The 17,852-nt window shown below is 42.3% G+C and carries 18 protein-coding genes and 1 riboswitch; of the genes, 12 read left to right on the top strand and 6 right to left on the bottom strand.

Annotated features, from left to right (window positions below):
- The first annotated feature begins 87 nt into the window (after positions 1–87).
- Together EP58_RS01595 and EP58_RS01590 are read left to right on the top strand one after the other, a co-directional pair.
- Positions 88–729, top strand: a complete 642-nt coding sequence (locus tag EP58_RS01595) for a DUF5105 domain-containing protein (RefSeq protein WP_052164999.1) — start codon at positions 88–90, stop codon at positions 727–729.
- Between the two features lie 137 nt (positions 730–866).
- Positions 867–1,508: a DUF5105 domain-containing protein gene (locus EP58_RS01590; RefSeq protein ID WP_036089222.1), complete on the top strand. Its 642-nt coding sequence runs from the start codon at positions 867–869 to the stop codon at positions 1,506–1,508.
- Between the two features lie 67 nt (positions 1,509–1,575).
- Here EP58_RS01590 and EP58_RS01585 read toward each other — a convergent pair whose 3' ends face one another.
- Both EP58_RS01585 and rarD read right to left on the bottom strand, forming a co-directional pair.
- A complete protein-coding gene (locus EP58_RS01585) occupies positions 1,576–2,208 on the bottom strand; it encodes an NAD(P)-dependent oxidoreductase (protein ID WP_036089220.1) in 633 nt (210 codons plus the stop codon).
- A gap of 154 nt (positions 2,209–2,362) precedes the next feature.
- Positions 2,363–3,271: an EamA family transporter RarD gene (gene rarD, locus EP58_RS01580; RefSeq protein ID WP_036089218.1), complete on the bottom strand. Its 909-nt coding sequence runs from the start codon at positions 3,269–3,271 to the stop codon at positions 2,363–2,365.
- A 142-nt stretch (positions 3,272–3,413) separates the two neighbouring features.
- Between rarD and EP58_RS01575 the strand changes: the two genes are divergently transcribed.
- The gene (locus EP58_RS01575) at positions 3,414–4,088 is read left to right on the top strand and encodes a DUF1129 family protein (protein WP_036089217.1); all 675 of its coding nucleotides are present in this window, start codon (positions 3,414–3,416) and stop codon (positions 4,086–4,088) included.
- Between the two features lie 1,275 nt (positions 4,089–5,363).
- On the opposite strand, the gene EP58_RS01565 is transcribed toward EP58_RS01575, so the two are convergent.
- Both EP58_RS01565 and EP58_RS01560 read right to left on the bottom strand, forming a co-directional pair.
- Positions 5,364–5,894 (bottom strand): YceI family protein, encoded by a 531-nt coding sequence (locus tag EP58_RS01565; RefSeq protein WP_036089214.1) that lies wholly within the window; start codon positions 5,892–5,894, stop codon positions 5,364–5,366.
- A gap of 44 nt (positions 5,895–5,938) precedes the next feature.
- On the bottom strand, positions 5,939–6,379 hold the full coding sequence (locus EP58_RS01560; RefSeq protein ID WP_052164998.1) for a MarR family winged helix-turn-helix transcriptional regulator: 441 nt from the start codon (positions 6,377–6,379) through the stop codon (positions 5,939–5,941).
- A 192-nt stretch (positions 6,380–6,571) separates the two neighbouring features.
- On the opposite strand from EP58_RS01560, the gene EP58_RS01555 reads away from it, so the two are divergent.
- A complete protein-coding gene (locus EP58_RS01555; protein ID WP_036089211.1) occupies positions 6,572–7,030 on the top strand; it encodes a MarR family winged helix-turn-helix transcriptional regulator in 459 nt (152 codons plus the stop codon).
- A 93-nt stretch (positions 7,031–7,123) separates the two neighbouring features.
- Here EP58_RS01555 and EP58_RS01550 read toward each other — a convergent pair whose 3' ends face one another.
- Together EP58_RS01550 and ytvA are read right to left on the bottom strand one after the other, a co-directional pair.
- Positions 7,124–8,611, bottom strand: a complete 1,488-nt coding sequence (locus tag EP58_RS01550) for an amino acid permease (protein WP_036089209.1) — start codon at positions 8,609–8,611, stop codon at positions 7,124–7,126.
- Positions 8,612–8,717: 106 nt separating this feature from the next.
- Positions 8,718–8,910: riboswitch (Lysine riboswitch) on the bottom strand.
- Positions 8,911–8,987: 77 nt separating this feature from the next.
- Positions 8,988–9,761, bottom strand: coding sequence for a YtvA family blue-light photoreceptor (gene ytvA, locus EP58_RS01545; RefSeq protein WP_036089207.1), 774 nt, complete (start codon positions 9,759–9,761; stop codon positions 8,988–8,990).
- 301 nt (positions 9,762–10,062) lie between these two features.
- On the opposite strand from ytvA, the gene EP58_RS01540 reads away from it, so the two are divergent.
- The 8 genes from EP58_RS01540 (at position 10,063) to EP58_RS01505 (ending at position 17,813) form a co-directional block, all read left to right on the top strand.
- Positions 10,063–10,659, top strand: coding sequence for a GTP pyrophosphokinase (locus EP58_RS01540; protein ID WP_052165020.1), 597 nt, complete (start codon positions 10,063–10,065; stop codon positions 10,657–10,659).
- Positions 10,660–10,673: 14 nt separating this feature from the next.
- On the top strand, positions 10,674–12,734 hold the full coding sequence (locus EP58_RS01535) for a Na+/H+ antiporter (protein WP_036089204.1): 2,061 nt from the start codon (positions 10,674–10,676) through the stop codon (positions 12,732–12,734).
- Between the two features lie 181 nt (positions 12,735–12,915).
- On the top strand, positions 12,916–13,458 hold the full coding sequence (locus tag EP58_RS01530) for a helix-turn-helix domain-containing protein (protein WP_036089203.1): 543 nt from the start codon (positions 12,916–12,918) through the stop codon (positions 13,456–13,458).
- Positions 13,459–13,472: 14 nt separating this feature from the next.
- Positions 13,473–14,564, top strand: a complete 1,092-nt coding sequence (locus EP58_RS01525) for an ABC transporter ATP-binding protein (protein WP_036089202.1) — start codon at positions 13,473–13,475, stop codon at positions 14,562–14,564.
- 4 nt (positions 14,565–14,568) lie between these two features.
- The gene (locus EP58_RS01520) at positions 14,569–15,378 is read left to right on the top strand and encodes an ABC transporter permease (protein WP_036089200.1); all 810 of its coding nucleotides are present in this window, start codon (positions 14,569–14,571) and stop codon (positions 15,376–15,378) included.
- A complete protein-coding gene (locus EP58_RS01515) occupies positions 15,375–16,184 on the top strand; it encodes an ABC transporter permease (protein WP_036089199.1) in 810 nt (269 codons plus the stop codon). The genes EP58_RS01520 and EP58_RS01515 overlap by 4 nt, the downstream gene beginning before the upstream one ends.
- A complete protein-coding gene (locus tag EP58_RS01510; RefSeq protein WP_036089197.1) occupies positions 16,181–17,254 on the top strand; it encodes an ABC transporter substrate-binding protein in 1,074 nt (357 codons plus the stop codon). The genes EP58_RS01515 and EP58_RS01510 overlap by 4 nt, the downstream gene beginning before the upstream one ends.
- A gap of 112 nt (positions 17,255–17,366) precedes the next feature.
- On the top strand, positions 17,367–17,813 hold the full coding sequence (locus EP58_RS01505; protein ID WP_036089196.1) for a VOC family protein: 447 nt from the start codon (positions 17,367–17,369) through the stop codon (positions 17,811–17,813).
- The last annotated feature ends 39 nt before the right edge of the window (positions 17,814–17,852 follow it).

Below are 17,852 nucleotides of genomic sequence, written 5' to 3'. Positions count from 1 at the left end.
AACCATTTACAAGCCGACAGGCTGTTATATGAAATTTTCAAAGAACAATTAAGAAGCTATAAACTTATTATACGAGGAGTGTACTGCATGAAGAAAAAACTTACTTTAATGTTCGTAGTCGTTTTGACAGCTGTGATTACTCTAAGTGCATGTGGGAGTAACAATGCCGTGGAACCAAAGGCAGCCGCAGACATCGCTGTGAATACGATTATCTTCAATAAAGATGTCGAGAAATACAAAGATACATTCGGTAAAAGTGCCACCGCTCTGCAAATAAACAACAAAGAAACCTTTACAAAGCGATTTGCAGCGAACTTAAAAATAACGGATGGTAGTATGAATGAGGAAATAGGCGATTTATACGATGCCTATACAAAACGTGCGAAAGAAGTAACCAAATATACATCAAAAGTAACGAACGACGACAAGAAAAAGCCAACTGTCGAAATTTCTGTCAACGGTCTGGATATGGCAAGCATGCAGGCAGAAAGATTGGCCGCTTTTAAAGCAAAAGTGAAAGCAGACCCATCCATTGAAAAAGACAAAAAAAAATCTGCAAAAGCGGTCATTGATGGCTATAAAACAACGATTCCAAAAGCAAAAGCGTCCAAAAAAGCAGTTCAAGTAAAACTGAATCTAGAAGCTAATGAAGATCAGTGGAAGATCAAGGATGACGAAGATTTTGCCAACAATTTATACCGAGCGTTCTTTACTGGAACCGCACAATAAAAGAGTTGCGTCGCAAAGAGGCTAGCTGACTTGAAACTATTATGCGAAACATTCCCGTCTAAATACTTGTAATCTGCTGGGATTCCTTTAAAATAGGAAGAGTATGAAAATAAGGTTGGGAAAAAGGAGTGTATCACATGAAGAAAAAGTTAGCTTTAATGCTTGTCGTTGTTTTAACAGCTGCGATTACCCTAGCTGCATGTGGAAGTAGTGCGGTAGAGCCGAAAGAAGCGGCAGATATCGCTGTTAACACAATCATCTTCAACAAAGACACAGATAAGTTTGAGGACGTATTTGGGGAAGATGCGAAGAACTTAGAAAAAGAAATCAAAACAGGTTTCAAAAAAGGGTTCACGAGTAGCTTAAATATTACAGATGGTAGTATCGATGATGAGGTTGATAAATTATACGATACGTTCGCCAAACGCGTAAAAGAAGTCACAAAATATACAACAAAAGTAACAAATGACGATAAAGACAAACCAACCGTTGAAATCTCTGTAAACGGCCTTGATATGACAGGCGTGCAAGCAGAAATGACAACCGCTTTACAAGCTAAAGTAAAAGCCGACCCATCGATTCAAACCGATGCGAAAAAAGCCGCTACTGCCATGCTTGACGTGTATCAAGAAACCATCGCAAAAGCAAAAGTTTCTGAGAAAGCCGTTAAAGTGAAAATGAATCTAGAATCAAACAAAGATCAGTGGAAAATTAAAGATGCAGACAAGTTTGCACAAAATCTTTATTTAGCCTTCTTCACTGGCACGGTTCAATCTTAATATTTGAGCCAATAAGGGAAGCCCGACGAACGCGTAACATGCAGCGTTCATCGGGCTTCTTTTGATATTATCGTTGTCCGACTGTGAAACGAGCGCGTACGTGTTTCGCGTTCTCGGCTTCGTCTACAAGTGCGATGGCGTAGTCTTCCATGCTGATGTAGCTGTTTCCTTTTGCATCAACAATGAGCTCGTCTGTTCCTGTTGTGTAAGTACCTGTGCGTTCGCCGGGTTCGAATAATCCTGCTGGGCTGATGAACGTCCAGTCAAAAGTCGCATCTGATTTTAAGTGGTCTAATTGAATCGCTTGTGCGGCTCCTGTTGCGTAATAGGGAGCTTCTTTGAATGATGGTGTGTCTAGAACGCGCGTCCCTTTATCGTCCACTAGCGAGCTTGCTGCACCGCCAACAACGATGAGACGAGGCGTTGTTGTTCCATTTAGTTCCGTAATCAGATGGTCGATCGATTTCCAATGGTTATCTGATACCTCGATTGGTGCGCTAAAAGCATCCACTAAAACGTCAAAAGCGGCGACATCTTCTTTTGTGAGGCTGAAAATATCTTTTTCAATCGCGGGCAATGATGTGTCCTCTAGTTTACTAGCGTTGCGAACGATGGCTGTTACCTCATGCCCTCGATTTTTGGCCTCCGTCAATACGCGTGAACCTGTGCGACCTGTTGCTCCGATAATACCGATTTTCATAATAAATGACCTCCTCATGATTTTAGTTGTAACTATTATTGTTACAACGATTGATTTTAGTATACCGATAATCCTGTGAAATGTAAAGGATAAAGTTTTTCGAGCATAAAAAAAGAGGCAAGAAGTCGTTGGTAGACCTTGCCTCATTGCTGTATTAAGATAGAGTCACTTTTTTCATTTTTTGTGTGATGACGATGTTGGAGACCGTGAAAATAAGCAGTGCGGCCCAGATGAATAGGAACGCGATGAGTTGTGTGCTATCGAAGGCTTCGTGGAATACGAAGACGCCTAGGATGAGCATGAGTGTTGGCCCAACGTATTGGATGAAGCCGAGCATGACGTAGGAAATTCGTCTCGCACTTGTTGCAAAGAGCAGTAGTGGAATGGCTGTAACGACGCCAGCTCCGAAAAGAACGAGATTAGTATCCAAACCGAATTGCATGAAAGCATCCTGCGCGAAAAATAGCAAAAAGATCATCGCGAATGGTGTCATAATAAGCGTTTCAATCGTTAACCCGCCCCACGCACTGATGGGAACTAATTTCTTAATCAAGCCGTAAAGTCCGAATGTGACAGCCATCGAAATTGCCGCCCATGGGAAAACGCCTTGATGAATGGCTAAAATAAGTACGCCGATTGCAGCGGATAGCACGGCTAACATTTCGCCACGGCTGAGTTTTTCTTTTAGAAAGACTGTTGCAAGCAGGACGTTCACGAGTGGATTAATATAGTAACCAAGGCTCGCGCTGATTACATGACCGTCATTCACGGTGAAGATAAAAATGAACCAATTGGCCGTGATTAAAACGGAAGCAACGGAAATCGCTAGAATCAGTTTGGGACGTTTGAAAATCGAGATGATTTCCGTCCATACCTCTTTTGTTTTGCCAAGAATCGCTATAATCGCCACCATAAATACGAACGACCAAATAATTCGGTACGCTAGAATTTCGCTAGCCGGGACAGCCCCAGCCATTTTCCAATATAGCGGTAATACTCCCCAGATAATATAAGCCCCGATAGCAGCTAATATACCTAATGTTTTTTCTTTTTCTGCATGCATGTCCTCACCTTTTCTATTAAAAAATAATAGAACCATTGTAACACATATTTGGAGGGGACAAGGCGGAAATTTAATATAAGTTGCTGAAATATTTTTTTTCGCATATGATAAGGGGAGAACTATGGGAGTAGGTGCGTGATTTATGCTAACGAAAAAGCAAGTGATTGATGAGAAAAGAGAACAGTTGACGCCTGATAAAAAAGCGTACATGAAGACGGTGGAATGGATCATTGGCGCTGAGAAAAATGTGTCAGAGCAGGAGAAAGATGCATTTGTGTTGCAGGCGATGGATCAACTCGTAGCATCAGAAAAAGCAAATCCCGCTCAGGTTCTAGGGATGGATGCAACAGCTTACGGTAGGCAATTGACGAAGCAAAAGGCGGAGCAATCACCAAATACAAAGACGGATTATACGAGTCAGATTCCGTTGTTTGTTTTGATAGGAATTTTGGGCATAAGTCTCTTTTTAGTCGCTATGGGGATTATCGGCCTGGTCACTAAAGATAGTGTTATTTATGCAGGGACATTTGTGTTGACCGTTTTGATGGTTTTTATTTGTATCGTGTGTATTTTAATAGGCGGGTACATATTGTGGAAGCATTATTCGGTCACAGAATCGAAATCAATGGCTGCCTACTTTTTAATAGGCAGTGGTATTGTCGTTATGTATGTTTTTGTACTTGTATTCTTGTTGATGATTTTGCCAGACCTAGGCCCCGTAATGAGCGGCGGAGCTTTGTTTGAATTGATACTAGGCGTTGGAGGATTTATGACAGCGGCACTCGTATGGAAAAAAATCCAGAAAAATAAAAGGTGAAGTTATGATACTCATAATCAAAAAGGAGATAAATCATATGCGTCTTTCATTAATTGTACATATATTCGGAAGCATAATATTTTTTCTATTCTTAAGCTATATGACAATCACAAAAGCAGATAAAAGCCTTATACTCTTATCATTAGGAGCCATGATATATTTCATATTGATGACACTAATTACCTACCGAAATTACAAAAAAAATAAAAAAAGCAAGTAACACTAACAAACAAAAAGCGCCCTTTTACCCCCTAAATAAAGTGGTACCCATGTCACGGACGCTTGTAAAAAAAGAATTAAGCACTTGCTAGAAGATGGTTTCTGTATTGTACAGGAGCCATTTTTTGTTTGCCCATGCTGGGCAAACTCTAACGGATGAAAGTCCCGAGTGCGATCTGGTAGTGGTAAGCACCTAGCCAACAGCAAGGGTGTCCATGGCGACGTGGAATCTGAAGGAAGCTCAAGGCAAATCTCTGATCCGACAAACAGAAATCACATAGAAGGCGACATGCAAGGATAAGGTTGCAAAAGAAGCCGAAGTCCAATAACTACTAGAAACTTGTATGGTGTAGATGTGGCGATAGATGGAGAAAATGATGCCAAATTCATTCTCTAGTATCATTTTGATACTTCTAGCGCCCTTTTTAAAACCGTGACGATGGAAAGCTTTTAGTATAATATCGCGCGAGGCCTCGTCTTGATTTTCTAGCTGTGTTCGTTGCGATTGACACTGTACATACCGATAATAGCCTGATCTAGATACCTCTAATAAGCTACAGAAATAGCTAACGCAACGAGAAAAGTTGTTATTTGAGACCAGTGTTTGAATCTATTGAAATTTCATATCCGTTGTTAATCTGTTTTTTCTTGTGAAGCACCTTCCTTCTATCTTCTCAAGCTTTTTTTAAAACCTCTACTTGTTCTTCTAATACAGCTGTTCTTGCTTGTTGTCGTTGGATTGATTCTTCAAGTGTCAGTACTCGTTTGAGATTTTTTGAGCCTTTTGCGATTGTCCATCAAACCAATGACACTGTCTTTTTCATAGGCTTTTTCCAGTGGCTGGCACATTGCTCGAAACGTTTCTTCCATTTGGATTTTGTTTTATTTTTTGGATTTCGGCGTTCGAGAATAGTTTTTTGCTCATGATTGCTTCCTTTCTAGCGGAGTTATTGCTTTATTTGAGTATAAAAAAAACCTATAGAATGCACTTCTTTTTTGAAGTGTCCATTCTATAGGTACCATTGTAGATTGAGCGTCTTAACTTCACCTTTTGCATTATTTGGAAACTTCGATTTGGATGTTAAGTTTTACTTCGTCGCCAATCAGTACGCCGCCAGTTTCAAGTACTGCGTTGTAATTTAGGCCAAAGTCTTTACGATTGAATTTTCCAGTTCCTTCAAAGCCAGCAACCATATTGCCTGACATTGGGTCTTTGCTTGTTCCTTCGTACTCCACATTTAGCGTGATTGGTTTTGTAACGGAACGAACCGTCAAATCACCAGTCACTTTGTACTCGTTACCGCCATCTGCAACGATATTAGTAGATTTAAAAGTAATCGATGGGTAGTTCTCAACATCGAAGAAATCCGGGCTCTTCAAGTGACCATCGCGCGCTTCTTGACGCGTATCGATAGACGCCGCATCAACGGTGAACGTTAGGCTAGCCGTTGTTAAGTCTTCTGGATCAAGCGTTAAATCAGCGCTGAAATCTTTGAAAACGCCTTTCACTTTAGATACCATCATGTGTTTTACTTGAAACTCGATTGAACTGTGTGCTGGGTCTACATTCCATTTTTCTACTGTCATTTTAAAATTCCTCCAATTAATATAATTTTTTGTTGGCGCCATCTTCATTTTGCTCGCCAGTGGGATTCGGCGTTTAGACCGATTGTTTTTAGTCCCATTATTAAGGTTTCCTTCTCTTCCTCGTCTAACACATCGAGTTGTGCTTTTATCAATGCTTCGAACTGCGGAAATAAGTTGCTGATGAAAGCTGTGCCTTGTTCTGTTAGCTCTGCATAAATGATACGGCGATCATTCGGGTCTGCTGTGCGAACTAAGTATTGTTTCTTTTCAAGTTTGGTGACCATGTACGTCGTGTTGCCGTTTGAAATCAGATTTTTCTGACCGATAGCTTGCAGTTGTTGTGGTCCAAGATGATAAATCTGCTCTAAAACACCGAATTCACTTGGCGTAATACCATGTTCCTCGACCAATCTGGCCGTGAGTTTTTGAATCCAGCCTGCTGATCTTAACAAAACGGTAAACAATTTCAGATCAACATTGTCCAAGGAAACCACCTCGTTTCAACAAAATGTTTTAATATCGAAATATCTTACAAACAAATAATAACATACTTATAAAAAGTAAGTCAAGAGATTTAGAAAAAAATTTTAAAAAAAGTGGATTTCGTTAAGTTTATGTAAAGATGATTGTGTATAATAGAAAGTAGCGTAAAATAGAAGAGGAAGAGGTGATGATAGATGGAATTGAGTGAAGATAGAGTAAATCGGGTACGGGACGTGTTGGGCTCGTATTGGGCAATCAACCGGATTACCGCGAAACATGCGGAACAGAACGCATTGAGTTTAGGCCTGTCATTGCAACAAATGGCGATACTTAATATTTTGTATGGACGTCCAGAATCGACGGTAGATGATTTAAAGAAGAAACTATTCACATCGACAGAAGTCATTTCGGCAAATGTTGATGGCTTAGTTCACGCCAGACTAGTCGAAAAAATGAATACGGAATTCGTGGAAAACGCAGATGCTTGGCGCTTGCAATTGACGGAAAAGGGCAAAGAGATGTCAGAGCGCTCGACGCAAAACGCTTTTGCTTATAAAGCCATGATGAAAGCGTTGGATGAAATCGATGATGCGGATATAGATAAGTTGATTGAGATTAACCGGAGAATTGAAAGTTTGTTAAAAACAGACTAGGAAAAACTGCGAAACGTCTCTATCGAAGACGGCAAATGTCAGCGCATTGAGAGATTGAAAAAAGCAGATTGGCATCAAGCCAATCTGCTTTTTTCAGTCACGTTTTCCATCTGCATATGAGTGTTCATCAAAAGAACATTCGTCGAGTGGGATCACTTTTGATTTTTGCGTATACTTGTAAATAAGCCAAAATGCTAGGAAAATCGGTAATCCGATATAGGAAATCGCGATTTTCTGCCACCATTGTGGGTTTGTAATATCTGGATGTAAGAAGGCGTTGTAATCTTGCCCAACGATAACTAATAAACACAGTACTAGCGCCAAAATCGGGCCGAATGGGAAGAATTTGGCCTTATATTTCAGGTCGTCTAAGTTCAGACCTTGTTTCACGTATGCACGTCGGAAACGATAATGACTAATCGCGATGCCGACCCAAGCGATGAAACCGGTCAGACCAGATGCGCTTAGAAGCCAAGTGTAAATAACGGCACCATTGTCGCTTAACGTCGTGATAAATGTCATTGCACCAACAATTGTTGTCAAAATAAGAGCTGCCATCGGAATCCCGCGGCGGTTTACTTTGGATAGGAATTTCGGTGCTTTCCCGTCTTTTGCCATGGACCATAACATCCGCGTCGAAGCATAAAGTCCTGAGTTACCAGCGGATAGCACGGACGTCAAGATAACCGCGTTCATCACAGAGGCTGCAATGGCCAGACCAGCTTTTTCAAAAACGAGCGTGAACGGGCTGATCGCTACGTCTGTTGCTTCGCCGCCAAGTAAATTTGGACTAGTGTAAGGAATAATCATCCCGATAACGAAAATCGCAAAAATATAGAAGAGTAAGATACGCCAGAATACTTGTTTAATAGCTTTAGGCACGCTTTTTTCAGGTGTCGCGCTTTCGCCAGCTGCAATACCTACGAGCTCCGTTCCTTGGAAGGAGAAACCGGCGAGCAGGAAGGTCCCGAGTATCGCGAAGAATCCACCGTTAAATGGTGCATCTCCCATTGTGAAGTTCTCAAAACCGATGAAATGACCACCAAGAATACCAAGAATCGTTAGCACACCGATGATTAAAAAGACGATAACGGTGACTACTTTGATAATCGAGAACCAGTATTCTGATTCCCCATAAGCTTTGACGGATAGGGCATTTAGGCCGAATATGAGCAATAGGAATACGGCGCTCCACAGCCAAGCCGGTGCATCTGGATACCAAAATTGAATAATGAGTGCGGCAGTTGAAATATCAACGGCAAGTGTGATCGCCCAGTTAAACCAATAGTTCCAGCCGAGTGCGAATCCAAATGCTGGATCAACAAAACGGGAGGCATACGTACTAAAGGAACCCGAGACAGGCATGTATGTCGCCATTTCCCCGAGGCTCGTCATTAAAAAGTAAACCATTAAGCCAATCGCAGCGTAAGCGACAAGTGCGCCGCCGGGACCTGCTACTGCAATGGCATTTCCGCTCGCTAGGAATAATCCTGTTCCAATCGAGCCCCCAATCGCGATCATCGATAAATGACGCGTTTTTAAATCTCTACGAATGTGACCTTGTTGATGTTCTTTTTTCACAAGTAAAACTCCCTTTCTTCTCTGTTTGAAAATGAGGTTTTGGGAACAAAAAAACCGATCCCGTGTGCTTCTTTCGAGATCAGTCTATAGATACCAACATCAAAAAGCGTTAGATAGCACATCCGTTTCGTCAAGCTAATGGCAAAAACGGCAGTCCTGTTTCTTTCGACAACAGTCCCAGCTAAAGAGCAGTCATACACCTGTCTTCACTTCGGCGAGCATCCTTTTCGCGATGAGTCATCGGTGTGTGATGCACCTCGTCAGCGTTACTTGTGAATTTCGCAACCTCTACCTCACCGTTTGGATGAGGATTTTATTAAGTTTTCATGTTCTATAGTAACGAATATAGCGAGGAATTGCAAGGCTTTTTTGTATTTTAAACGTTTTTTAAGGCTTCACGAACGGTGCTGTAAGTGGGAATGCTTGGTAGGCGATTGTCGTAATTAACCATCAACATCGCGAATCGTGGGGAAACACCGGTCAACATGAGGCTCACGCCCGTTAATTTCGTTAAGGCTAAAAATTTGATCAAATTCGCGGCCACTTCTTCATTGAAATCAGCTAGCCCAGAAATGTCCATAATTAAATAATCGATGTGACTTACCTCAAGATAGGAAGCTACATTTTGCGTCATTTCTTCAAAGCGATCTGTCGATAATGCGCCAACTAAGGGAAGAACAGCGACGCCTTCTTGGACGGGAACGATTGGCGTCGACATTTTGACGATTTCTTCAATCGAATCTTCGAGCAGCATTTTGTATTTTTCTTCGCGCGTGACATCTCGTTGAATGCCGATAAAGTAGTTTTTCCCAGATGCTTCGTCGTGAATCGGATCGATCGTCAATTCATTGAAAAAGATATCGCCATTTTTGCGGTAGTTTTGGAGGAAGACGCTTACGGTTGTGCGATTTTTAATGGCTTGGCCGATTTTAGCTAGCGCGGATTTGTCTGTTTTGCGACCTTGGAGCATGTGGCAGTTTTTCCCCATAACTTCTTCGGAGGTGTAGCCGGTGATTCGTTCGAAGCCGCTATTCACATAAATAATTGGATTTTTCGGTAAATCGCCGTCCGTAATGATAACGCCAACACTGGTCATATTTAATGCTTTTAGAATAATATTGAATTGCAACTCTGCTTCTTTATTTAACATGCCAAACAAGCCCCCGTTTTCGATTTTTAGATATGTCCATCATACCAAAAATGACAGCAAATAGAAATGGCTTTTTGGAAAATTCATCTGCCGTTCATAAAGGTACGGTATTGTTAAAAATAGCTTTTTTTCTGATAAAATGATGATAATATAGTAAGAAAGCTCTTTTATTTGACGAATTACTGTGCGAAAATGTGCAAAATGTAGTAACATAGGAGGGTAGAATAGTGAAGTGGAGAGAGGAGTAATTTTTGTGCAACAACAACCTTCCGTAAATGAGTTGAAAGAATGGCGTAATGTGATGTTAATGCATCGTTTTGCCTTAGAAGAAGTGAATACAAAATTAAAAATATTGAATGATGAGTTTCAGTTTCTGCATGATTATAACCCGATGGAGCATTTGAAATCACGGGTGAAGAGTTTTGAGAGTTTGACGGCGAAATTGGAGAAAAAAGGACTTGATATTACGCCGGAGAATGCCTATGAGCATGTGCATGATATTGCCGGCATCCGAGTGACGTGTTCGTTTGTGTCGGATATCTATAAGATTTATGAGATGTTGGCGAACCAAGATGATATGACTATTTTGAATGTGAAGGATTATGTGGAGAATCCAAAGCCTAATGGGTATCGGAGTCTGCATTTGATTTGTGAAGTGCCAATTTTCTTGACGAATACCTCGCGCAAAATGTGTGTGGAAATTCAGATTAGAACGGTTGCGATGGATTTTTGGGCGAGTTTGGAGCATAAGATTTACTATAAATATAAATCGACGGCGCCGGCGCATCTGACGCAGGAACTTTATGAAGCTGCGGCAATTATCCAGCACTTAGATGAGAAAATGAAGTATTTAAATGACGAAATTGACCAATATAAAACTGAGGTTGAAGGCGAATAAGGGGTTGAAAAAGGGTGGACATATTTTATTACGTATTAATCATGCTGGCGACGATTTTAATTTCGAACGTTGTAAACCGGTTCATTCCGTTTGTGTCGATACCGTTGATACAAATCGGATTGGGTGTTTTGGTGGCTTGCATGCCGCTTGCGTTCGAGTTGAAATTGAATCCAGAACTGTTTTTGGTGCTTTTTATCGCGCCATTGCTATTTAATGATGGGAAGCGAACGGATCGGCAGGCGTTGTGGAACCTGCGCGCGCCGATTTTAATGTTGGCGTTAGGGCTTGTGTTTGTGACGGTGCTCGTGATTGGGTATTTTGTCAACTGGATGATTCCAACGATTCCACTCGCGGCGGCGTTTGCACTGGCAGCAGCACTTGCACCGACGGACGCTGTGGCTGTAGGTTCGCTTTCTGGACGCATCGATTTGCCGAAAAAAATCACGCATCTTTTAGAGGGCGAGGCGCTCATGAACGATGCTTCGGGCTTGGTTGCCTTCCAATTTGCGATTGCGGCGATGGTAACGGGAGTGTTCTCGATTTGGAGTGCTTCGGTTAGCTTTGTGATTATCGCGGTTGGCGGGATTATTTGCGGTCTCGTGCTGACTTTCATTAAATTTAAATTTCTAAAATGGATTCGTAGTTTGGGCATGGAGGATGTTACGCTACATATGTTGATTCAAATTTTGACGCCATTTGTGATTTATTTGGTGGCGGAGGAACTGCATGTATCTGGTATTTTAGCGGTCGTTGCGGCTGGGATTATGCATGCGTTCGAGAAGCGGAAAATGGATCCGATGACGGTGAAATTGAACGTGGTTTCACAAGGTACGTGGTCGGTTATTATTTTCGTGTTGAACGGTTTAGTTTTTATCATTTTAGGAACACAATTGCCAGATATTATTCAAGTCGTTTGGCAAAATTCGGGCGTGAGTAACTGGCAAGTCGTGTTTTACGTCCTTCTCATCACGTTTAGCTTGATTGGGATTCGCTTTTTGTGGATTCATTTAGGTTGGCTGATTCCGCATTTGATGAAGGGAAATGATTTGGGTAAGCCGAATTTACGAGCGACGGTGCTTACCTCTTTATCCGGTGTTCGTGGCGCGGTAACGCTTGCTTCGGCGCTCTCGATTCCCTTTGTACTCGGAGATGGCAGTCCGTTTCCGCAGCGATCTTTGATTATTTGCATCGCATCCGGCGTTATTTTATGCTCGCTGATTATTGCCACGGCGATTTTACCGATTTTAGCTCGAAAAGATGAGAGTCAGTCGGATAGTCCTCGCGCGGAGAAATCAATGAAGCTGAGCGTTTGTCGGCATGTCGTAGAGCAATTAAATCGAGAAATAACATCGGAAAACAAGGCGGCGACACAGGTTGTGATGGACGATTACCGCGGGCGTATGCGTGCTATTCAGAAAGAAGATATAGATGCGGGCAAACAACGAGAAATCGATAAAGAGCAACATGCTTTGCGATTACAAATTGTAGAGTGGGAAAAGCAAAATACGGAGAAATTGTTGACGCAGGGCAAGGCTAGTAAGCAGGCGGCTAATCGTTATAATAACTATCTAGATGCGATGGAAAAAGCCCTATCAGGTAGAGGCCGTTCGCGCTCTGGTATGATGGGTATGATGTTCAAACGGCTGATGCGCCAAGTGATGCATCCGAAGCAGTGGCAAAAGGCGAAGGAAAGAATGAGCGAGATGAAGCAAAATCCGGAACAATACCAAGAAATGATTGGCGAGATTAGGGATTTGCGTGAAAAGAATACGCGTGTTGTCAATGAGAACTTGATGGCTTTGTTGAACGATACGAACCAAGCGGTGATTTGGCCGCTCATCAATGAGAATAAACGGATTATGGAGCAGATGCGTCAAGAACGTGGCAGTATCAAATCCAGGGAGAAATTCGAGCAAGCGAAAAAAGATGTGCAACTTCAAGCGGTTCAAATTGAACGTGATGTTATCCAAAACCTATTTGAACAAGGCAAAATTTCAAGGGATTTGGCGCGTGAGTTGAGGCAGAACTTGAATTTATATGAAACGTATTATTTTGGAAATGAAGAATTAGCTTGAATAGGCAAGCCTGATGGGAGTATCAAACTTTCACAGGCTTGTTTTTTTGCAAAAAAAGTATTGCGATTGTAGGGGGGAATGATGTATAATTAGCGGTGCTGTGGTAAACATGGAGTTTACTATTACTAAACAATAATGACTCGGAGTTTACTTCTACTAAACTAATGGGAAGGTTGCGACTATGGATATTGGCAAGCGGATTAAGAATTTACGACTTAGCAAGAATTTGACGCAGGAAGAGCTTGGGGAGCGAACGGATCTGACGAAGGGCTATATTTCACAGTTGGAGCGCGATTTGAGCTCGCCTTCTATTGAAACGTTATTTGATATTTTAGAGGTGCTGGGCTGTACGCCGAAAGAATTTTTTGATGAGGAAGAGCAGGAGCAGAAGGTTGTGTACGGCGCGAGTGAGCATACTTTTTTTGAAGATGAGGAAAAAGGGTATCAAGTAAAGTGGTTGGTACCTGAATCGAACGAGAAGGAAATCGAACCAGTGTATTTAACGCTCTCTGGAAAAGGGGCTTTTAAACAATTTGAGCCTTCGTTATCAGAGACGTTTGCCTATGTGTTAGAGGGGAAAGTGACTATCAAATTAGGTAGGAAAATATATACGGCGGAAAAAGGCGAGGCAATTTATTTCCATGCTTCGGATGAACACCAAATTTGTAATGAGGAAGACGTGCCGGCGACGCTGATTTTGGTGGCGACGGATTCGTATTTGTAAGGAGGAAGACGCAAATGGCAGAAACAATTATTCGCTTTGAAAATGTGACAAAGCAGTTCGATAATGATCCACCAGTACTTGATAATGTAAGTTTTGAGATTGAAAAAGGGAAATTCTATACGCTGCTCGGGCCGTCTGGTTGTGGTAAAACGACGATTTTGCGGCTGATTGCTGGTTTTTTGGAGGCAAGTGATGGCAAGATTTTTCTGAATGATAAGGTGATTAATGATATTCCGGCGAATAAGCGACCGGTCAATACGGTTTTTCAGGATTATGCGCTATTTCCGCACTTGAATGTGTTTGAGAATGTGGCTTTTGGGTTGCGTATTAAGAAATTGAAGAAAGACGTGATTCAGCAAAAAGTGACGGAGGCGTTGCGGTTTGTGAATTTGGCGGGATATGAGCAGCGTGAGATTACGGAAATGTCTGGTGGTCAGCGTCAACGTGTGGCGATTGCGCGCGCGATTGTGAATGAGCCGGAAGTTATTTTGCTAGATGAGCCGTTGTCGGCACTTGATTTGAAGTTGCGGACGGAGATGCAATATGAGTTGCGTGATTTGCAACGTCGGCTTGGCATTACGTTTATTTTTGTCACGCATGATCAAGAAGAGGCGCTCGCGATGAGCGATGAGATTTTTGTGTTGAATAAGGGCGAGATTCAGCAAAGTGGGACGCCGATGGACATTTATGATGAGCCGATTAATCGCTTTGTGGCGGACTTTATCGGGGAGTCGAACATCGTTTCTGGTAAAATGGTGCAGGATTTCGAGGTCGAGTTTGTGGAACGCCGGTTTGAGTGTGTCGACCAAGGTTTCAATCCGAATGAGGTTGTCGAAGTCATTATTCGACCGGAGGATTTGGAAATTACGGCGGAGGAAAAAGGGAATCTGCGCGTGACGGTTGACTGGGTCTTGTTCCGCGGCGTTCACTATGAGATTGGTTGTATCGATGAGGACGGGAATGAGTGGCTTGTGCATTCGACTAAAAAAGCACGAATTGGTGAAAAATTAGGACTGGCGTTTGATCCAGAAGCAATCCATATTATGCGTCTTGGGGAAACCGAAGAAGAGTTTGATGCCCGTCTAGAAAGTTACGAAGAGGCGTAATGAGATGACGAGACGAGCGCGGACTTTTTATCTGATTCCTTATGCCTTTTGGATTTTGCTGTTTGTTATTGCGCCGATCGTGTTGATCGCCTACTATTCGTTTTTTGATATCGATGGCAACTTTACGTTTTCGAATTACGTGAATTTCTTTACGCCGGTTTATTTAAAAATGACGGTGAGCTCGTTCTGGTATGCGTTTTTGATTATGCTATTCACCTTATTGATTTCATATCCGACGGCGCTCGTTTTGACAAAATTGAAGCATAAACAGCTTTGGTTATTGTTGATTATTTTGCCGACTTGGATTAATTTGTTGTTGAAAGCCTACGCGTTTATGGGGATTTTTGGGACGTACGGGACGGCAAACAAGTTTTTAGAATTTATCGGGATCGGCACGCAGCAGATTTTGTTTACGGACTTTAGTTTCCTGTTTGTGTCGACGTATATTTTTATTCCGTTTATGATTTTGCCGATTTATAATGCACTCGAGGAGATGAATCCGTCGCTCACACACGCGGCGCAGGATTTGGGTGCTACGCGCTGGACTACTTTTTGGCGGGTTGTTTTTCCGATTACGCTAGATGGGGTCAAAGCGGGATGTCAAGCGGTGTTTATTCCGGCCTTGTCGCTCTTTATGATTACGCGTCTGATTGCGGGAAACCGGGTGATTACGCTTGGGACTGCGATTGAGGAGCATTTCTTGGTGACACAGGACTGGGGAATGGGCTCGACAATTGGCGTATTCTTGATTATTGCGATGTTTATTATTATGTTTGTAAGTGGTGCCAAACGGAAGAAAGGGGCGGTGAAATGAAGAAAAATAACAAGTTGGGAAAAATTTATTTAGCCGTCGTATTCTTTGTTTTGTACGCGCCAATCTTCTATTTGATGTTCTACTCCTTTAATGCGGGCGGAACGATGAATCATTTTAGTGGCTTTACGTGGGATTATTATAAAGAAGTATTTCAGGATACGCGACTGTTAATCATCGTGTTGAATACGTTCGTGATTGCGCTACTTTCTTCTGTTGTAGCAACGATTCTTGGCGTTCTCGGTGCACTGGCGATTCGCTACATGCCGCGCCCGTTTGCCAAAAATTCATTGCTGAGCTTGAACAACGTGCTGATCGTTAGTCCGGATGTTGTGATTGGTGCTTCGTTCCTGATCTTCTTTACGATTTTAGGTGTGAAACTGGGCTTTATTTCGGTACTCGTATCGCATATTGCGTTTAGTATTCCGATTGTCGTCTTGATGGTTTTGCCAAAATTGCAAGAGATGAGTCCGACGCTGATTGATGCGGCGCGTGACTTGGGAGCAAGCCAGTGGAACGTGCTTAGCAAGGTGATTTTGCCGTATATTTCGCCTGGTGTTTTTGCCGGATTCTTTATGGCTTTAACGTATTCACTCGATGATTTTGCGGTGACTTTCTTCGTAACGGGAAATGGCTTTTCGACGCTTTCTGTAGAGATTTATTCGCGGGCGCGCCAGGGGATTTCGCTATCGATTAATGCGTTGTCGACCTTGCTATTCCTATTTACGATTGTGCTCGTGATTGGCTACTACTTCATTAATCAGCGCAATGCGAAGGCCGCACAAGCGATGGAGGTGCCGAAAAAATGAAGCAATTAGTTCGTGTTTTTGGTCTGGTCGTTGTTGCGGCGCTTCTGATGATGGTGCTGACGTATTCGCTGAACAAATCGGAAGGCTATTCAGGCGGCAACACGCTGACAATTTACAATTGGGGCGATTATGTGGACCCCGACTTACTGAAAAAATTTGAAAAAGAATCTGGTATCAAAGTGATTTACCAGACGTTTGATTCGAATGAGGCGATGATGACGAAGATTGAGCAAGGCGGGACAACGTTTGACATCGCGGTGCCGAGTGATTACGCGATTAGTAAGATGCGGGAGGAGAATTTGTTGATTCCGCTCGATAAGGCGAAATTGCCGAATATGAAGTACTTGAATCCGCGTTTTATGGACTTGTCGTTTGATCCGGGAAACAAGTATTCGATGCCGTATTTCTGGGGCACGCTGGGCATTATTTACAACAAGAAAATGATTCAGGACATCCCGTTCACGAGTTGGAATGATTTGTGGCGCCCGGAATTGAAAAATCAGATTCTGCTCATTGACGGTGCGCGTGAGGTGATGGGGCTGGGACTGAACAGCCTTGGCTTCTCGCTGAACAGTACGGATGAGGCGCAATTGCAGGAAGCGTTGATGAAATTGAAGGAAATGACGCCGAATGTGAAGGCGATTGTTGGGGATGAAATCAAGATTTTGATGGCTGGAAATGAGGCCGGAGTTGCGGTGACGTTCTCTGGTGAGGCTGCCGAGATGCTGGACCAAAATGAGGATTTGGAGTACGTGATTCCAAAAGAGGGCTCGAATCTATGGTTTGATAATATGGTCATCCCGAAAACTGCGAAAAACGTCGATGGGGCGCATAAATTCATCAATTTCATGCTAAAACCTGAAAATGCAGCGCAAAATGCGGAATATGTTGGTTATGCGACGCCAAATGAAGCCGCGGTGAAACTTTTGCCAAAAGAAATTTCGAGTGATGAACGCTTCTATCCAGACCTAGACCAATTGAAAAACTTAGAGGTTTACGATAATCTAGGAAAGAAAATGTTGGCGCATTATAATGAATTATTCTTGGAATTCAAAATGTATCGTAAGTAGACCATTTCTGTGAAATCACCCAACTTTTGTGTGCAGCTAGGTTATAGATTGTAATTCATCGATCCATCCCTTATAATCCAGATGTAACTTCATTTGAAAGGTGGAAAATAAGATGGCAAAATTACATTCCTATTTAAGTTTTGAAAATGCGAAAGAATCGATGGAATACTATAAAGACGTGTTTGGAGCAACTTTATTGGAGCGCATGAAAATGGATGCGAACATGGCGAAAGAATGGGGCGTAACAACAGATAATTTAGAAGATACAACGATTCATGGCGGATTTGTTGTGTTGGGAAATACGATTTTCTGTAGCGACCGTTTTGGTGAAGGCGAACCGTTTTCCTCAAGCGTTACGTTGATGCTTGATTTCAATTCAGAAGACGCAGAAGAAGTTGCGGCACTAGAGACGCTATACAAGAATGTCACAGAAAGTGGTGTAGAAATTATCGACCCGCTAAAAGAACAATTCTGGGGCGGTAGAATGGGTATTATTAAAGATAAATACGGTTTAACATGGATGTTCCACGCGCAACCGTATTCGCGATTTGCTAAATAACATGTGAAAGGCGACGAGTATAAATCTAAAATTAGATGT

This window comes from Paenilisteria newyorkensis (assembly GCF_000766145.1).
Classification (GTDB): domain Bacteria; phylum Bacillota; class Bacilli; order Lactobacillales; family Listeriaceae; genus Listeria_A; species Listeria_A newyorkensis.
Note: the sequence above shows the minus strand (reverse complement) of the source record. Positions and strands in the feature narration are given on the sequence as shown.